The organism is Leeuwenhoekiella sp. H156 (assembly GCF_052218455.1).
GTDB classification, from domain to species: Bacteria; Bacteroidota; Bacteroidia; order Flavobacteriales; family Flavobacteriaceae; genus Leeuwenhoekiella; species Leeuwenhoekiella parthenopeia.
In genome coordinates this window covers 2787026-2805471 of sequence record NZ_CP197499.1, presented here as the reverse complement: position 1 = coordinate 2805471, position 18446 = coordinate 2787026, and the positions used below count along the sequence as shown (strand labels likewise).

Annotated in this window: 11 protein-coding genes; 8 read left to right on the top strand and 3 right to left on the bottom strand. The window is 42.6% G+C overall.

Translation table 11 applies throughout. The annotated features are described in order from the left end of the window. Both ACSSS3_RS12105 and ACSSS3_RS12100 read right to left on the bottom strand, forming a co-directional pair. Positions 1 to 1281: a rhamnogalacturonan acetylesterase gene (locus ACSSS3_RS12105; RefSeq protein WP_442844827.1), complete on the bottom strand. Its 1281-nt coding sequence runs from the start codon at positions 1279 to 1281 to the stop codon at positions 1 to 3. Positions 1282 to 1356: 75 nt separating this feature from the next. Further along, positions 1357 to 2403 (bottom strand): GntR family transcriptional regulator, encoded by a 1047-nt coding sequence (locus tag ACSSS3_RS12100; protein WP_228231648.1) that lies wholly within the window; start codon positions 2401 to 2403, stop codon positions 1357 to 1359. Positions 2404 to 2542: 139 nt separating this feature from the next. Here ACSSS3_RS12100 and ACSSS3_RS12095 point away from each other — a divergent pair, with 139 nt between their 5' ends. The 7 genes from ACSSS3_RS12095 (at position 2543) to ACSSS3_RS12065 (ending at position 15144) form a co-directional block, all read left to right on the top strand. Beyond that, positions 2543 to 4639 carry a bifunctional aldolase/short-chain dehydrogenase gene (locus tag ACSSS3_RS12095; RefSeq protein WP_442844826.1) on the top strand — a complete coding sequence of 699 codons (2097 nt, stop codon included), beginning with the start codon at positions 2543 to 2545 and terminating at the stop codon, positions 4637 to 4639. A gap of 75 nt (positions 4640 to 4714) precedes the next feature. Next, positions 4715 to 5995 carry a sugar isomerase gene (locus ACSSS3_RS12090; protein WP_442844825.1) on the top strand — a complete coding sequence of 427 codons (1281 nt, stop codon included), beginning with the start codon at positions 4715 to 4717 and terminating at the stop codon, positions 5993 to 5995. A 16-nt stretch (positions 5996 to 6011) separates the two neighbouring features. Then, the gene (locus tag ACSSS3_RS12085) at positions 6012 to 7385 is read left to right on the top strand and encodes an FGGY-family carbohydrate kinase (protein ID WP_442844824.1); all 1374 of its coding nucleotides are present in this window, start codon (positions 6012 to 6014) and stop codon (positions 7383 to 7385) included. 5 nt (positions 7386 to 7390) lie between these two features. Then, positions 7391 to 8539, top strand: coding sequence for an alpha-hydroxy acid oxidase (locus ACSSS3_RS12080; protein ID WP_228231644.1), 1149 nt, complete (start codon positions 7391 to 7393; stop codon positions 8537 to 8539). Between the two features lie 3 nt (positions 8540 to 8542). After that, entirely contained in the window at positions 8543 to 9973 is a 1431-nt protein-coding gene (locus tag ACSSS3_RS12075) for a purine-cytosine permease family protein (protein ID WP_442844823.1), read from the top strand. Positions 9974 to 10339: 366 nt separating this feature from the next. Further along, positions 10340 to 13261, top strand: a complete 2922-nt coding sequence (locus ACSSS3_RS12070; protein ID WP_442844822.1) for a restriction endonuclease — start codon at positions 10340 to 10342, stop codon at positions 13259 to 13261. A 5-nt stretch (positions 13262 to 13266) separates the two neighbouring features. Then, entirely contained in the window at positions 13267 to 15144 is a 1878-nt protein-coding gene (locus ACSSS3_RS12065) for a site-specific DNA-methyltransferase (protein WP_442844821.1), read from the top strand. A gap of 381 nt (positions 15145 to 15525) precedes the next feature. Here ACSSS3_RS12065 and ACSSS3_RS12060 read toward each other — a convergent pair whose 3' ends face one another. Then, entirely contained in the window at positions 15526 to 16293 is a 768-nt protein-coding gene (locus ACSSS3_RS12060; RefSeq protein WP_442844820.1) for a DUF481 domain-containing protein, read from the bottom strand. A gap of 396 nt (positions 16294 to 16689) precedes the next feature. Here ACSSS3_RS12060 and ACSSS3_RS12055 point away from each other — a divergent pair, with 396 nt between their 5' ends. Further along, positions 16690 to 17991 carry a hypothetical protein gene (locus ACSSS3_RS12055; RefSeq protein WP_442844819.1) on the top strand — a complete coding sequence of 434 codons (1302 nt, stop codon included), beginning with the start codon at positions 16690 to 16692 and terminating at the stop codon, positions 17989 to 17991. Positions 17992 to 18446 lie beyond the last annotated feature (455 nt).

Sequence of the window (18446 nt, the reverse complement as noted above, 5' to 3'; positions counted from 1 at the left end):
TTAATTACCATCGGGTTTTTGCAGTTCAAAACGACTGCTCAGCGGAATGTGGTATGAGCCCGCTTCATTAGGTTGACCGGGGTTATATGCCGGTGCGTCGCTTCGAATGTAGTTTTTTAAGGGATGATCGGTTTGGCGAAGGGCGTGAATTACCGCCAGAGCGAGTTCGTTAGCCCCAAAATTGCTGAAATGCGTATTGTCTTCCAAAGCTTCGCGCTGCGCGGGAAAATAATTGGCGGGATACTGTACAAAAGCCTTCCGGGATGCTTCGGGTCCCCAGGCCTCGTACATCGCAGTACTCATACGGGTTAAATCGATGAGCGCAACCTCTTCCCGTTGCGCCACCTTCCGCATCGCATCGGGAAAATCGCCGTGGGTTTCTTTCAGTTTGGCACCTTCAAAAGCCCTGCGCTGGGTGGGCGTAATCAGGATGGGAATGCCCTGCTTTTCGCGAATGCGGCTTATAAAATCAGTCAACAAATTGGTATACAATCCCCAGGCGCCGTTGCCTTCGCCTTTGATCTTTTCGTCATTATGCCCAAACTCGATGATGACAAAATCATCGGGTTTAAGCTGACTTAAAATTTTATCGAAACGGCTTCCGTTAAAAGAGGCCAGCGAAGCTCCTGACGAAGCCTGGTTGGACACGGCGATCTCATCGGTCAAATAAGCCGTAATGAACTGTCCCCAGGAAGCCCAGGGCTCCACATCCTGATTGGTTACCGTAGAATCACCGGCTAAAAATAAGGTGCGGGTTTTGGGTGAAGGCTCAATATGGATCTCGTGGATAACAATGTCTCCCAGGAATTCTAGTGTAAGCTTATGATCCCAGTCTAGCGTGCCCTGCTCCCGATCTTTGAGCCCAACTTTATAGCTTTCAGAAATTTCAGGATAGAAAACGGCAACTGTAAAAGTTTTAGTAATCGCATCATCTGTGTTTATCGGTTCCCGGGCAGCAAAGAGCCGCTTTGATTCGGCCTTGAGCGTCATTTCGGTATCCTTTCCGGAAAGAACAAGACTCACCGTGTAAATCCCCTCAGGTACATCAACCGAAAAATAAACCGGTGCAGTTGCCGAAAAACCTGCACTATGCTGAGTTACGCGATAGGCTGTCCCAAAGTCAAAACCATAGCCCGTATCCGGCTGATAGGGAAGTGCAGTAGAAATCCCGGTAGCTTTTTCTGCGTCTGTTTCGGTACCAAAAACAAAATGGTAATCGATTGCATCCTGCGCATTAAGCACAGAAAAACTGAAAAGAAACCCGAAAATGAATGTTTTCATGAATTCAAAATGATATTAAAAAACGGAAAATACAAAGCTGTGCCCGTTATACCATCCTGTACTGTTCTGATTTTTTTAAACCGAGTTGCGCTCGATGTACCTGAACACGTTTTTAACGCGTTCTTTTTTGTTCTTCAGAATCATATAAGCGGCGGTCTCACCCATGGCCTTAAAATCGGTACTGATGACCGTAATGCCCAGCAACTCTTTTAGGGGAGTTTCATTATAGGAAATCACCCCAATATCGGTACCCAAAGTCAGATTACGCGCGCGGATTTGACGCATCAGGTTTACCAGATCCATCTCTTCGATGGTGATGTAGACGTCTTTACGTTCAAATTCCATATCCTCATAGATCTCATCAAGCACCTCAAAATCAAAATTGTACTTCTGGCAGAAAAACTTAAAACCGTGAACAATGCGTCTGGGATACGGGTGAATGCTCTTTGAAGGATAAACCAGAATCAGGCGGTCGTATTTCTTAAGCTTCTCAATGCCTTCTTCCAGCGCCTGATAGATATCCTCTTTAAAATCCTGATAAATGGCTCCGTAATTTCCTTTGATTTCAGGCTTGGTATTGTCTACCATAAGCAGCTGATCTTTGGGAATCAGTTCGATTGCTTTCAAAACCTGCGGCGTAAAGCTCAGGTGATTGAGATCGCCATCTTTAAAATGCGGCATAATCACATAGTAGTTGTAAGCACCTATATTTTTCTCGATCGCATTGATAAAAAGCGATTCTTCGCAATGATAAATAAACAGGTTTACATGGGCATTAACCCCCATCGCATTCACAAAATGATTGTAGATCATCATCTTGTACGAACTGGGTTTGTTTATGAGAAAAAACACATTGATTTTAGAAATCAGATCGGTCTTGGCGGTGTAATACCCCTTTCCTTTTACCGAAATGATCACCTTGCGTTCCTTGAGAATTTTATACGCTTTTTCAACTGTATCCCGACTTAGGTATGCGGCTTCGCTTAGTTCGTTGATAGACGGAATCTTCTCTCCCACCTTCAACCTTCCGTTGGCGATGTCATTAATCATAGAGTCTACAATCTGCTTATACTTGGGTATTCTCGAATCTTCGTTGATGTCTATCGTAAAGCCCTGAGCCATATTGGGAATTTTTTAACTTCGGTAAATGTATATAAAAGATAGGCTTCTCTAAAGATTATTCATACAGTACAGCACAGGATGCCTAAAATCAATGAAGCGCCTAGTTTTGAAATCAGACGCTTTAATCTATACTAAGAAAATGGAAAAAACCTTTACTCACGTAAACTACCTTTGGAATGAGCAAAAAGCCGCAGAATTGGGAGATGATCAGGTTGCGCTCTTTTTATACCGCTCGAATATTTTAGGGGCAGATTTACGCATTACCAATTACGGTGGTGGCAATACCAGTTGTAAAACCATAGAAAAAGACCCGCTCACCAACGAAGATTTGGAAGTTATGTGGGTTAAAGGCTCCGGCGGGGACATTGGCACACTCACCCGCGCAGGAATTGCCGGGTTGTACACCGAACGCCTTAGAAATTTAAAGAACGTTTACGGCGGTCTGGAAGATGAAGACCGTATGGTGGGCCTTTTCAACCATTGCATCTACGATCTGGACTCTAAAGCCCCATCTATAGATACGCCACTTCACGGCCTTTTACCCTTTAAACATATAGATCACCTGCACCCCGATGCGCTGATCGCAATTGCTGCCGCAGAAGACAGCGAGCGCGTTACCAAAGAAATCTGGGGAGATACCATGGGCTGGGTGCCCTGGCAACGTCCCGGTTTTGACCTGGGTCTTCAGCTTGAAAAATGCCTGAACGAAAATCCGGGTATACGCGGTATCGTTTTGGGAAGCCATGGTCTTTTTACCTGGGGCGACACCTCCTATGAGTGCTACATCAACAGCCTTGAAGTAATCGAGACGGCTTCAGCCTATATCGAGAAAAAGGTAAAAGAAAACGGAAGCGTTTTTGGCGGACAAAAAATCGAAAGCCTTCCGGCAGAAAAACGCAAAGATCAGGCTGCCAAACTGATGCCACTCCTGCGCGGGCTCGCTTCTTCAGAAAGCCGAATGATAGGCCATTTTACAGATAGTGATACCGTACTTCAGTTTATAAACAGTAACGATCTGCAGCGTCTGGCACCTATGGGTACCTCCTGCCCCGATCACTTCTTGCGTACCAAAATTCAACCTTTGGTATTAGAACTTGATAAAGACGCTGATCTCGATGACACTCAGGCGGTTTTAGACCAACTGAATCCTGCCTTTGAAAAATACCGCGAAGAATACAAAGCCTACTACGAAAGCTGTAAACATGACAACAGCCCCGCGATGCGCGATCCCAATCCCGTAATCATCATTTATCCGGGTGTGGGTATGTTTAGCTTCGCGAAAAATAAACAAACGACCCGGGTTGCAAGCGAATTCTACATCAACGCGATCAACGTGATGCGCGGTGCCGAAGCCATTACCAGCTATACCTCCTTACCGCGTCAGGAAGCTTTTGATATTGAATACTGGTTGCTTGAAGAAGCGAAACTTCAGCGTATGCCGAAGGAGCAACCGCTTTCGCGAAAAGTAGCCATCGTTACCGGTGCTGCCGGAGGTATTGGTAAAGCCATCGCCGATAAGCTGGTTGCCGAAGGGGCTAACGTGGTACTTACCGATATGAGCGAGGAAGCTTTAGACGAAGCCGTCGCTACGTACAAAAAAGATCAGGTTACCGGTGCGGTGTGCGATGTAACCAGCGAGGAAGCCATTAAAGAAGCCTATAAAAAAGCCTGTCTGGAGTTTGGCGGGGTAGATATCGTCATTCATTCAGCCGGACTCGCAATCTCTAAACCTTTAGAGGAAACCACCCAAAAAGACTGGGATTTGCTTCAAAATGTACTCGTAAAAGGTCAGTTTTTAATGGCTCAGGAAGGGGTTGCCGTAATGCGCAAGCAAGGCCTGGGCGGTGATATCGTGAATATCGCCAGTAAAAACGGATTGGTTTCAGGACCTAACAACGTGGGTTATGGCACTGCCAAAGCTGCGCAGCAACACATGACGCGCCTATTAGCCGCCGAACTGGGTGAAGAGAAAATACGCGTAAACACCGTAAATCCCGATGGGGTTATCGTAGGCAGTAAAATCTGGGAAGGCGCCTGGGCCGAAGGTCGTGCCAAAGCCTATGGCATTGAAGTCAAAGACCTGCCTGCTCACTATGCCAAACGCAACCTCCTTAACGAAATCATCCTTCCGGACGATATCGCAGACGGCGTTTTTGCCTGCGTGGGTATCCTGCTTAAAAGCACCGGAAATACCATAAATGTAGACGGTGGTATGGCAAACGCATTTGTGCGTTAACATTCAATGTACTAGTTTAAACCGCCGGAAGCTCTTTTTGGGGCCAACGGCGGTTCAATTAATGACTTTCTCCTCATGAATATCAACAAACAGCAACTCGCAGATCTCAATAAAACCAATCTCAAAAATCACCAAACGCATTTTGATTTTTTAGCTCAATCGTTATCGAATTCAGGTACAGACGTCTATGCGCTGTTAGCTAAACTCGCCGAATTTCAGGTGGCTATCCCCAGCTGGGCCTTAGGTGCCGGAGGTACGCGATTTGGAAGGTTTTCGTTTAGCGGCGAACCTGCCTCTTTAGAGCAAAAAATTGAAGACATTGGTCTTATTCACAGCCTTACGCAAACCGCAGGCGCGATATCCCTGCACATTCCGTGGGATGTGCCTAACGACTACAACGCCATTAAAGAACTCGCTGCATTGCACAACATTAAGTTTGATGCCGTAAACAGCAACACCTTTCAGGATCAGAAAAACCAGAAAGAATCGTATAAATACGGTTCGTTGAGCAATACCAGCGCCGCGGTACGCGAGCAGGCCATCGCTCACAATAAAGAAGTGGTCGAAATAGGAAACAAACTGGGCTCTAAAGCCCTGACGGTCTGGCTGGCAGACGGTTCGTCCTTCCCCGGGCAAAACAACTTTCAGACCGCGCTTACCCATACCCAAAACAGTTTGATTTCAATCTACGAGGATATGCCTGCCGACTGGAAACTGTATATAGAGTACAAACCTTACGAACCCAATTTTTACAGCACCGTCATTCAGGATTGGGGTACTTCGCTGATGCTGGCAAACGGCTGTGGCGAACGCGCGTATACCCTGGTAGATCTGGGGCATCACCTGCCCAATACCAATATTGAGCAAATCGTTTCAATCCTGATGCTGAAGGGCAAACTGGGCGGTTTTCACTTTAACGACAGCAAGTACGGTGACGACGACCTTACCGTAGGCAGTATCAAGCCCTATGCATTGTTCCTCATTTTTAACGAGCTCGTTTACGGGATGCAGAACAATCCGCAAAACCCCGAACTGGGCTGGATGATCGATGCGAGTCACAACGTGAAAGATCCGCTGGAAGATTTGATTCAGTCGCTGGAGGCCATTCAGGAAGCCTATGCGAAAGCTTTACTCATCGACCAAAACGCCCTGCGCGCTGCTCAGGAAGCTAATGATGTGACCGCATGCCAGGAACTTTTGCAAAACGCCTACCGTACCGATGTACGCCCGCTCATTCGCGAGGCCCGCTTGCGCCATGGAGGTGCGCTTAATCCTATTGAAGCCTATCGTGCGCTTGAGGTTCGCAAAAACCTCATCAACGAACGCGGCAACAAAACCGTAGCAACCGGACTTTAATCTGCAACAACACCTGATGAAGAAAACGGTAACGGCCATATTTGATATTGGTAAAACCAACAAGAAGTTTTTCCTCTTTGATGAAGACTTTCAGGAGGTGTACCGCGAGTATATCCAGTTTGAGGAGACCGAAGACGAAGACGGGCATCCCACCGAAGACCTTTCCGCTTTGCGGAACTGGCTCAAAAGCGTTTTTGACCGCATACTCAAGACCGAAAACTACGAGATCAAGGCGATCAACTTTTCGTCTTACGGCGCCAGCCTCGTACATCTGGACGAAAACCACGAGGTGATTTTCCCGATGTACAACTATACCAAAAGCATTCCGCAGGAAATTATTGATTCGTTTTACGAAAAATACGGCCCCGAAGCTGATTTTCACCGAAAAACAGGCTCCTCCAGCGCCGGAATGCTCAATGCCGGGATGCAATTGTATTGGCTGAAACACACCAAACCCGAAGTATTCGCCAAAATACGCTACAGCCTGCACCTGCCGCAATACCTCAGCTATGTGTTTACGGGTATTCCGCTTAGCGAATATACCAGCATAGGCTGCCATACCGCCCTTTGGGACTTTGAAAAAAAAGACTATCACGACTGGGTGTATGCCGAAAAACTCGATCAGCTGCTGCCGCCTATCGTTTCTACCGAAACCAGCATCAATATGAATTACAACGGCAAGCGCATCAAGATTGGTGTGGGTATTCACGACAGCAGTGCCGCCCTGCTACCCTATGTGCGCAGCCTGAGCAAACCCTTTATCCTGATCTCAACCGGCACCTGGAGCATTTCGCTCAACCCCTTTACCGATAGCCTGCTTACCGCACAGGATGTGGCAGACGATTGCATCAATTATATGCGCATCAACGGCAAACCCGTAAAAGCGGCACGTTTGTTTCTGGGAAATGAATACAGCATTCAGGTTAAAAAACTTGCCAAACACTATGGCGTAGATGCCGCTTATCACAAACAGGTCGTTTTTGATCCCGAGATTCATTACGAGATTCACAAAGATTTTGAGCCCCTTTTTCACTGGGAAACCATTGATGATCCCCATATGCCAGACAAAACTACATTAAGATATACTACTTTTGAGCACGCGTATCATCACCTGATGATGGAGCTGGTAGTGCTTCAGGTCGCGAGCATCAAAAGTGCAAAAGGCACGATGCCTATCGAAAAGCTTTTTGTAGACGGGGGCTTTAGCGACAACGAGGTTTACATACAACTGCTCTCGCATCATTTTAGAACGATGGAATTGCGCACCACAGACTCTTCTCTGGGGTCTGCACTGGGCGCTGCAATTTGCATTTCAGATACGCAACTGAATTCAAAATTTCTCAAGAAAAACTATTCGATGAAGAAGCATATTCCCTTCATCGTAAACTAAACATTATGGCAAATTCTTTTGACACTGCGTATCCTTCTGTTGACGATTTAAGAACCAAAGCCAAAAGCCGCGTACCCGCTTTTGCGTTTGAATACCTCGATGGGGGTTGTAATGAAGATGTAAGCATCAAACGCAACACCTCCGAGATTCGCGATGTACAATTACAACCGCGTTACCTCAACAATTATGGTCAAAGCTCTACCAAAACCAAAGTTTTGGGGATGGAGTTTGACGCGCCTTTTGGGATTGCGCCGGTAGGTTTACAGGGCCTGATGTGGCCCAATTCGCCTGCAATTCTGGCCCAAGCAGCTTACAAGCACAACATTCCGTTTATCCTGAGTACGGTAACGACTATGGATATTGAAAAAGCCAGCGAACTCACCGAAGGAAACGCCTGGTTTCAGCTCTACAACCCCGTGGAAGATGCGGTACGCAACGATATTATTGACCGCGCCGAAGCAGCCGGTTGCCCGGTTCTGGTACTATTGTGTGATGTGCCTACTTTTGGCTTTCGCCCAAGGGATTTTAAAAACGGATTGGCGCTTCCGCCCAAAATGTCGGTACGCAACATCATGCAAATCCTCGGGAAACCTACCTGGGCTTTTAATACGCTTAAATACGGGCAGCCCACTTTTGAAAATCTAAAACCTTACACGCCTGAAGGTTTAAACCTCAAACAACTGGGCGCGTTTATGGACCGCACTTTTTCAGGCAAACTCAACGAAGAAAAAATTAAACCCATCCGCGACCGCTGGAAAGGCAAACTGGTGCTTAAAGGCGTGCAGTCCCTTCAGGATACGCAGGATGCGATACGTATGGGCTTTGACGGCATTATCGTCTCCAACCACGGCGGGCGCCAGCTTGATGCAGCCCAATCTACCATCAATTCGCTTAAAGAAATCGCTGCTAACTATGGCGATCAGATCGAGGTGATGATGGACAGCGGCCTGCGCTCAGGGCCTGATATTGCCCGCGCGATGGCCTGCGGAGCCAAATTTACCTTTATGGGCCGCTCGTTTATGTACGGCTGCGGCGCTTTGGGGAACAAAGGCGGCGATCATACCATAGGCATGCTCAAAACCCAATTTAAACAAGTCATGGATCAACTGGTTTGTGAGCGGGTCGAAGACCTGCCCAAACACTTAATAACCTAACCGATGTCACAATACAATCAGGAAGAAGAAGCCATTGAAGCCCTTGCCGGCGGCGAATTTGAACGCGAGCGCGTACCCCAGTCGAGATTACAAAGCTGGAAAGCCTTTTTAGGAATGTATGCCGGGGAACACGCCGCAGGAACCGAGTTTGTCATTGGCCCCCTCTTTTTAACCACCGGGGTGAGCGCTTTTGACCTGATTGTAGGCTTGTTACTGGGTAACCTGATGGCGGTATTGAGCTGGAGGTTTCTGACGGCCGAGATCGGGACAAAATTCAGGTATACGCTCTACTTTCATTTAGAGAAAATATGCGGCACCCGTCTGGTGACCGCTTACAACCTGGCAAACGGAGTCCTGTTTTGCTTCCTTGCGGGAGCGATGATTACCGTATCGGCCACGGCAGTGGGGATTCCCTTTGATATGGAAATGCCCAAACTTACAGACACGACGCCCAACAGCCTTACCTGGGTAATCATTGTATTGGCCCTGGGTGCCGTGATTTCGCTCATCGCTGCGAAAGGCTATAATACCGTGGCCAAAGCGGCCAACTGGATGTCGCCCGTAATCGTTTTGGCTTTTATCGCCTGCGGTGTGGTAGCGCTGATTCAGCTGGATGTAAACAGCTTTTCCGATTTCTGGAATATCTGGGGCGAAGGCAGTGAACCCTTCCCGGGACAGATTAAATACACCTTTTGGCATGTGGTGCTCTGGTCCTGGTTTGCTAATGCGGCCATGCACATCGGGATGTCTGACCTGTCGGTATTTCGCTTTGCGAAAAAAGCCAGCGCCGGCTGGATGACCGCCGGGGGTATTTACATAGGCCATTACATCGCGTGGATTGCCGCCGCTTTGCTCTATGCGGTCTATCTCAAATCACCCGAAGCTCAGGCGATGCTGGCCGGTGGGGAAGCGCCATCGGTGGCTCCAGGTCCCCTGGCCTACAACGCCATTGGCATCTTTGGCATCATCGCCGTGATCCTTGCAGGCTGGACGACCGCAAATCCCACGATTTACCGAGCCGGACTTGCCTTTCAGGCCATTATACCGAAACTCTCTACCTTTTGGGTAACCATCATCGCCGGAACGGTTGCGACAGTAGCCGGATTATTCCCTGCCTTTGCAATGAAACTCTTAGGTTTTGTAGCCCTCTACGGTTTTATTTTGGCTCCGGTAGGCGCCATCATTGTCTTTGAATACTTCTTTGGCAAACAAGCCGGAATTCAAAGCTTCTATGCCGAAAAAACCGGAATCAAATTCAACTGGGCGGTATTTGCAGCCTGGGCATTGAGCTTTGGGGTATTCTATTTTATCTCGCTGGAGTACGACGTATTCCTGTCGTTTTTAACCCTCCCCGCCTGGATCAGTTGCGGAGTGCTTTTTTTGATTTTTAGCCGGGTTTACCAGAAAAGGCAAAGCGCCGCTACCGTAAATTAAAGCATTTCACTTGTGGAAACATGGCACTTTCGGGTGCCTTCTAAACGGCCGTTATTGTAGGGGATAACGGCTGTTTTTTTGTTTTGGGAATTCGGCTGTCATTGGAATGTCAAAAGAACATTGGTTAACTTGAATATGGTTTAGTTTCAGATCGTAAGTAGCGAGAGAAGCAGAATAAATTTCTATCTACTACATTTATTATTAGTGTTATTCAACACCAAAAAAGATTACTCACGCGAATAGAATCTTTATTTCCCCCATCTATTCCTCAATCTGTAAAAAATCAAAAAACGATTTTTTACAAGTTCTTGAACAAACTAAGTGGTAAGGAAAAAGTAACTTTGGAATCGGAAAATGGATATTATAATGAAGCCAAAAACAGAAACAAAACAGTTTCAATACGAAATACAATCTTACCAAGAAGATTGTGTAAAAAACATTATTAGTCTATTTGAAAGCCTTCGCCAAAAAGCAAATTTTGGTGATGTGCTAACGGCACACCATAAAAAGAATAAATACAATTTTCCTGTTCAAGACACTAAAAACATTGACATAATGATGGAAACGGGAACGGGTAAAACGTTCACGTTTATCAAAACAATTTTTGAACTGAGCAAAAATTTCGGATATAAAAAATTTATCGTTCTTATTCCAACTGTTCCAATTAGAGAGGGAACAAAAAGTAACTTAGAGGACACCAAAGATTACTTTAAAAGCTTTTACGCCAACGAAAAAGAAAAGGAAATTGAAACCTTTGTTTACGAAGGCGGAAACATTTCTGCCGTAAGGCAATTTATAGGCACTTCGCATTTATCGGTTTTGGTAATGACACCAAGTTCATTTAGTCACAAAGACAATATTCTTAACCGACCATTAGAAAAGGAGATTAATACACCTGAATTATTTGTTAAGAATCAAGAACCGCCAAAATCATATTTGGAATGTTTAAAACGCTTAAATCCAATTGTGATAATGGACGAGCCTCACCGTTTTGAAGGTAATGCCTTTAAAACCTACTTTGAGGGATTTGAAAACTACTTTTTGCGATTTGGAGCAACATTCCCAAAGAAGAAAGATAGTTTGGTTCTTTCAAACGTAGCTTATGTTTTAGACAGTATTTCTTCTTTCCGACAAAACTTGGTAAAGAAAATTGTGGTTTACACGCAAGACGTGATTGAAAACACAGATACTCTTATTGGAATAGAAAAAGTAGGCTCTAAAAATATCGCTCACGTAAGTACTTTAACAAATGGAATTATAGCAAGACGGGAATTAAGTGTTGGTGGTGTTTTTAACGGTAAAAGCATTAAAAAAATTCTTAAACACAATATTGTGTTAACGGACGACACAATTGAGAAAGTGGATTACTCTTTGTCGGAAGAATCATTGCGAGCAATGATTAAAGAAACAATCAAAATACACTTTGAGAAAGAAAAAACACTATTTGAGCAAGACGTAAAATCACTCACTTTGTTTTTTATGGAAAGTGACACCAGTTTATTTCGTGGTGATAATCCAAAAGTCAAAACCATTTTTGAAGAAGAATATAAAAAGCAATATACGGAGCTTATAAGCAGACTCGACCAAACAAGTGATTATTACAAATTCTTGCAAAACGATTATGATAGTGATAATACTTTGCAGGTTCACAAAGGTTATTTTTCAGGCGACAAAGGAAACGCAGACGAAAAAGTAAAAGCAGGTGTTGATGAAATTCTGAAAGACAAAAAGAAATTATTGTCGTTTAAAAGTCCCTCACGTTTCATTTTTTCTATTTGGGCTTTGCAAGAAGGTTGGGACAACCCAAATGTTTTTACCATTTGTAAACTTTCAAATCAAGGAAGCGAAATATCAAAATTGCAACAGATTGGACGTGGTTTGAGAATTTGCGTTAATCAAAATCTACAGCGTTACACACTTAAAAACTTAAATGATAATCAAGAGGACTTTTGGAAAATAAACAACCTTGATGTGGTTGTATCCAGCAAAGAACAAGGTTTTGTGGAAGCCATACAAAACGAGATTTTAAGTAACTCGTTTCTCATTTCCGAGACATTTACAGAACAAGAACTGATTAAAACGCTCAAAGAAAAATCAGGCTTTGATGATGACACCATTATTACTTTGGTTGATGATGTGTTGAAAGACCAAAAAATGATTGTTCGCAAGGCAATAGTTGACGGACAAAAGATTTACGAAAAATCACCTGAGTTCTCCGCAATTTTGAAAGAACAAAACTTACCCGAAGAACAAGTAAAAGCAATCGAAAGTTTGTTTGCAACCGACACAAAAACATATGTTCAGAAAGCCGAGAAGAAAAAAGAGAAAAAGAAAGTTTTCATTAAGGCAACCCACTTACAAGAGTTTCAAAACCTTTGGAACGCTATCAATAAAAATGCTTTTTATGTTTTAGAAACTTTGACCGAAGAACAGGAAACCCAACTGATACAAAACATTAAAGCTCAAATTGAAGCAGTAAACATTGAAGAAATACTGTTGCAAACCATTCGTGCAGAACTGAACGTAAACATAATTGGCGAACAAGGTGCAATTACAGAAAGACTAACCGATACCGTTTCATACAAAAGCAAAGTTGATTATTTGGAATTGGTTCGCACCTTATCCAATAGCACTAAAACCCCTATTTCATTTGTAGTAAAGGTTTTCAATGCGTTGAGTGATGATTTTAAGACTAAAATGCTCTGCAACAATCCTGAACAAGCACAAAGGGAAATTTCCGAAATAATCAATAAGAACTTAATTGCAATGCTCAAAGCAAACATTAAGTATGACGGAATTAACGGAAAAGGTTTGCCAAACGTATTCAAAACGGAACAGGGAAAAACATACTTAGACACAGGAAGCATAGGCAAATTTCAAAAAGAAATTTCAGGCGATTTTTCTTTGAAAACAAAATGGGTATTTGAAGAAGTGATTGAGTATGACAGTGATTTTGAATTGGAAATTGTGGAGCAAGACCCCGACATTGACAGTATTGAAATTTTCGGCAAACTTCCACGCCTAAATATTCAAACTCCTCTAGGCAAATACAACCCTGACTTTTGCTATGCAATCAAAAGCACAGGAGGCAACAAAATATTTCTTGTAGTGGAAGCCAAAGGTTATAAATCATCCACAGCTATACCTGTGGATGAAAAAGGGAAAATTGACTTTGCTAAAAAATACTTTGAAGCACTAGGCGAATACTACAAAGACCAAAACATAAAAGTTTCATTTAAAGAACGTATAAATAAAACGCAATTAGCTGCATTGATAAACAACGTATAAAAATAATGGCTGAACAAGATTTTATAAAAGCAGGATATTCAGTAGTTGGGTCCAAAGAATACGAAAACAAATTATTGAGTTTTCTCAAAGAACACTATCCAAGTGTACTAAAGGACAACGAAATTGATCTAAATGAACTCAAAGCTATTGCAGGTTTGCCTATTGACGAGAAAGTAAATGGGTATGGATTAAATTTTGTTGGCAGAAACTTTAGTCGTGCTAAATATAGTCAAGAGACAGATAGAGAACTAATCATAAGTAAATTTCTTAGCAAAGAAATCGACACGACTGAAAACTTAGTTTTAAAAGGTGATAACCTGGACAGTTTGAAAATTTTAAAAAATTATTATAATGGTAAAATAGACTGTATTTACATAGACCCTCCATATAATACCGACAAAGACGAATTTGTATATCCAGACAAGTTTGATAAGGAAGAAGCCGAAGCATTAGGGTTGGCAAACTTGAGCGAAAGTGATTTTGAACGGATGGACTTTAGTTTTAAATCCAAAAAGAATCATAACGGATGGTTATCTTTTATGTATCCAAGAATTCTTTTAGCTAGAGATTTATTAAGTAAAGAAGGGGTTATATTTATAAGTGTTGATGATAACGAAATGGCTAATATTAAGCTACTCTGTGACGAAATATTTTATGAAGATAATTTTATAGGCGTTATAAAAAGACGTGCTGCTCGTAAAAATACTTTTTTGAGCAATAAGTTGTCTGATATGTGTGATTATATTTTAGCATATAGTAAAACAAATTTATTTCAACCACTTAGCGCCGGTAATCTTACTGATAAAACTCGTCCTGTTTTTAATGAAGGCAATGATATTGTTACTCGAAAAATTGCTACGGGTACTGAAGCTAGAGTTCAGGATGGAGTTTACGAAAAGGGAAAATATAAGGCCAGAACCATTGAATTTGAACTTTTGTCAGATTTGGAAGTTAAGAATGGTAAAACAACTGCAATATCTGAGATAAAAGGACCTTTTAGAATTGGCCAAGATTTACTTGATCAGACAGTTTATATTACTAGCAATTTTAGTCTAAGGCGTCACTTATTGCCAAAAGAACTAAAAAAGGTTAAATTAATGAGTGACCTCTTAGATGATCCCGAATGTTATAATGAAAAAGGAAGTGAACACTTAAATATACTTTTTGGAGAACGCGACCTTTTTAATAATCCCAAGCCTGTTGCTCTTATTGAATATCTTATTAAATCTTGTACCTATTTATCCGAAAATAAACCATTGATAATCTTGGATTTTTTTGCAGGTAGTGGAACTACTGGAGAAGCAGTAATGCAATTAAACAGAGAAGATGATGGCAATCGCAAATTCATTCTTTGCCAAATAGACGAACCTATTAAAGAGGATAAGCCAGCTTATAAATTTTGTTTAGATAACAATCTGCCGCCTGCTATTTCAAGCCTAACCTTAGAACGATTAAAACGAGCAGGAGAAAAAATCAACAAAGACATTGAAGCAGAAAACAGCAAAGCAGGTCTATTCGAGGAAGATAAAAAACAAGTTCCTGATATTGGTTTTAAAGTCTTTGATAGTATAGAAGCACCACAGTTGAAGGTAGATGACAAAGGACAAATTTCAATTACTGAAAATGAAACGGATGCTTTAAGTCGCATTTACAATATGATTTTCACCGTTGGTTTAGACGAGCCAACACAAGTTCCCGAAGAAGTGGTAAAAGACTGCATTTACAAAATAGACAACCATTATTACGTTACCAACAGCGAGAAAATTGCAAGCGATGATTATTCCAAAGCAATTAAAAACGGCAAAGTATTTATTGACGGATGGACAGCCAGCCTGAACGGAACATTGCAGAATTACAAAGAAGATGTGAAGATTGTATTTTGAGCTAAAAAACTCTAAAAAAGCAATGCTATAATAAAAAATCAAAGTGCAAATTTAAGAGAGTTTACTAAAAAAAAACAGGTTTTGATTTTGTAGAGTCCTTTACTTTTTTCATCTATGCTCCACTTAAATAAAGCCGCCTAGAACAGACTTTCATCCAATTATCAAAAAACACCTCTTGCTTAAGTTACCCGATTTTGGTAATTTTCGGTATATTCTTATCATAATGGGAAAAAACACCTCAATAGCACTCGGAGATTACTTTGAAGAATTTATAAAGTAAATCGTCTTTCAGGCAAGAACAGCATAGGAAACCGCCCCGATTTTACTCACGACGTGAACGCACAACCCGTATTGCCTGGCTAATAGGGTGCACTTCAAAAATCACAAACTGATGCCTATCCCTATATTTAGGTTGGAGGTATATTCCTGGGTATTCAGCGGGGTTTTACTGTCAAAATAGTAATTGTACGCCGTAAAAACCTTAAACCACTCCGCCAGAGGAACGTCCAGTCTAAACTGTTCCAAAATCCGGTAGTCGCCCAGTTCCCGGTACAGGGGTTGATAATAGACCGTGTTTGCTACAGAAAATTTAGATGATTTGGTAGCATAGGATACCGTTAGGTAGGTGCTGTTGCGGTGATTGTAATTGGTCGTGCCCGCGCGTTCGCTAAACTCAACTTCGTACAGATAACTGTTGCCTGCATAGCCGGTAAAACGATCCCTGTCCATCCATTTCACCCTTAGACCTGCCCCAATGAGGTTGCGCTGTTCTACAACCAGCAGCTGGTTATATTGCCCCTGTATAAAGCTTTCAAATCGTAACCATTGCATTCCCTCAAACTTATAATTAAATCTTCCGTGGAGAAACCAGGCGTTCTGCAGGTTTTCGGCTCCAGAATCAATCAGCCGGTAATTTCCAATAAGGAAATAGAGCTTCCGGAGGTCTTTAGATTTTAACTGGGTAGTCAGGGCGATATCTATCTGCGTGACCTGTTTGCCATCATTGTTGGTATGGTTCAACGAGAAATCGCCGTTAAGTGCAAACCGCAACGAGTCGGTCTGCATACGTTTGGATTCAATATTCACCAATTGGGCGAAGCCTACACCTGGAACCAGGCAAAGGCAGGCTAAAAGTAGGATTCTAATCATAAATTTTACTGAACGCCAAAAATAAAAATAACGTTTCCAATATGGCTTAAGGCCTTCCTTATTTTCCTGCCGGGGATTCGGCTTTATAAAGCAATCAGGTTCAGTTTATTGACGCATCCGTTTTACAACAAAGGACTCCCGTAAACTACCCTAATACAGGCCTCAGCGCATTTAAATCTCGATTACCGAGTAAAAAATAAAACTGCCTTTACATTTTCATTACATTCATTGGCATTGTAATTGATACCTTTGAAAAAGGCTCAACAGGTTGTATTTTTTTGATCCTATTGAGTCCAAAAACGGTAAGCGTAGCTTTACTGTTCTTAACGATTCTGGTCACAAACCAACCTACACTAAACGCTTTTCTATATTTTCTAAAATGCACCTCCTTAGCTTATGAATAATTTCATTTTTCGATCAGTACTCCTTGCAATTACAGTTTTGTTGCTTTCCTGCCAGGAAGATGATAATCTTTCTCAAACCGACTATTCTATTGAGTCTGATGCGTATTTCCAAATAAGCAGCAAGTATCCCAATGGCTGGATCAAAGAGGCCAAGCGTGTAGACAATCTGGAAAATCCCTATGAGCAATTTGAATATTATGAGAACGGGTATCTCAAAGCTGCTAAAATCTATTCCAGCTTTCCACAGCAGCATTTGTATATGGAAGTGAGCCGCAGTGAAGACAATAAACCCCTTTGGTCTAAATATTACACCCCTGAAGGTGATCTATGGTTTGAGACAACCTATAAGGATGGACTGGCATCAGAGAAAAAGGTGTACACCGGGAAAGGCATTTCAGTTTATCAGTATGAAGATGGCGACCTTACATCCATAGCATTTACAAGAGCCGATGCTAACGCAACAAGTTCAACGGTTTACGATAAAACCGAAGGAACCCGAACCGTTACTATTAAAAAAGACGGAGCAACCCTTTTAGAAGAAGTGTATCCGTACACCGAAAATATTGGTGCCTCGATACTAACGAACAATCAGGTCCCACTGGCTAACCCCTTTACTAATCCTGAAGGCAATTATAGTAAGCTTATTGAATCGTTCGCTCAAGATGCTATTTGGCAAATCAATGCAGATCCTATAGAAGGCGTACCAGCCTATCGTAACTTTTACGAATTTTACGCTCCTAACACCACTTTTGCCACAAAATTTGCGGTAAACTCAGAACTTTACCAATCGATAATAGAACAGTATCCCGTTACCGAAGATCAGGTTCTTACTTTAAGTTACCAGCATATAGAGGGTCGCAACAGCTTCCTCCCGCCCTATCAGGAGCGCTTGTCCCTAACTGAAGAAATGGAACAGGACCCTTCCCTTTTTGAACTGAAATACGGGAATGAATATGTTGAAAAAGTGTTTTACGGTAAAATACTTTATATGGTAGGGGCCTTACGTAATATGCCCACCGATTATAACGCAGCTAGCGAAATTAAAAATGCAGCCCGTAAGCAAATGAACTTTATCCTTTATGGAACGAATGAGTTAACGGCCCAAGAACAGGAGGTTCTCGATAAGGTGTGGTTTGAAGTGAAGTTTTTCTCCACGCTCAAGGCGCATCGCAACGGAGTTGTTTTAACTAACAACGACGACTATAATGCGGTTACTCAGGAGTTTCAAGATTCTGAATCTTCAATCATTCAACTGGAGTATGCGGCGTTTGAACAGCTGATTACCGGCAGTTAAACGAACTCGGGCTCTTAAAGCCTGCAACCTTGCATGCACCTCAAATTTAACGATACTCTCTTGCAGGTCATTTCTAAGATTAGAACTAAGAATACAATTCTTTAGTCCTCCCTCGGTTCAGAATAGCTGCAGGTAGCTCCGAAGGACAGCAGCGATAGCGACGCGGAGCTGACAAAGTGGTTTTCGTCCGGATGGCGAAAAATTCCTAGGCGAAGGTGTCTTTTCTTTTGTTGAGCCTGCACTGAGCGATAGCCGAAGGGTTTCTTTGGACAGGCAAAGAAAAGTAAAGAAGATGCCATAGGACCTATAACACTCAACCCCGTTCCCTTTCTTTTGTAAAGACTTTTGTAAAGCTTTTTCTAAAACCCCTTGTTACCGCGCGATTGTATCGCGTGCCTGAACAAAACAACTTTAGGACCGAAAACCTCTGATCTTATTCCAGGTTCCCGAACTGA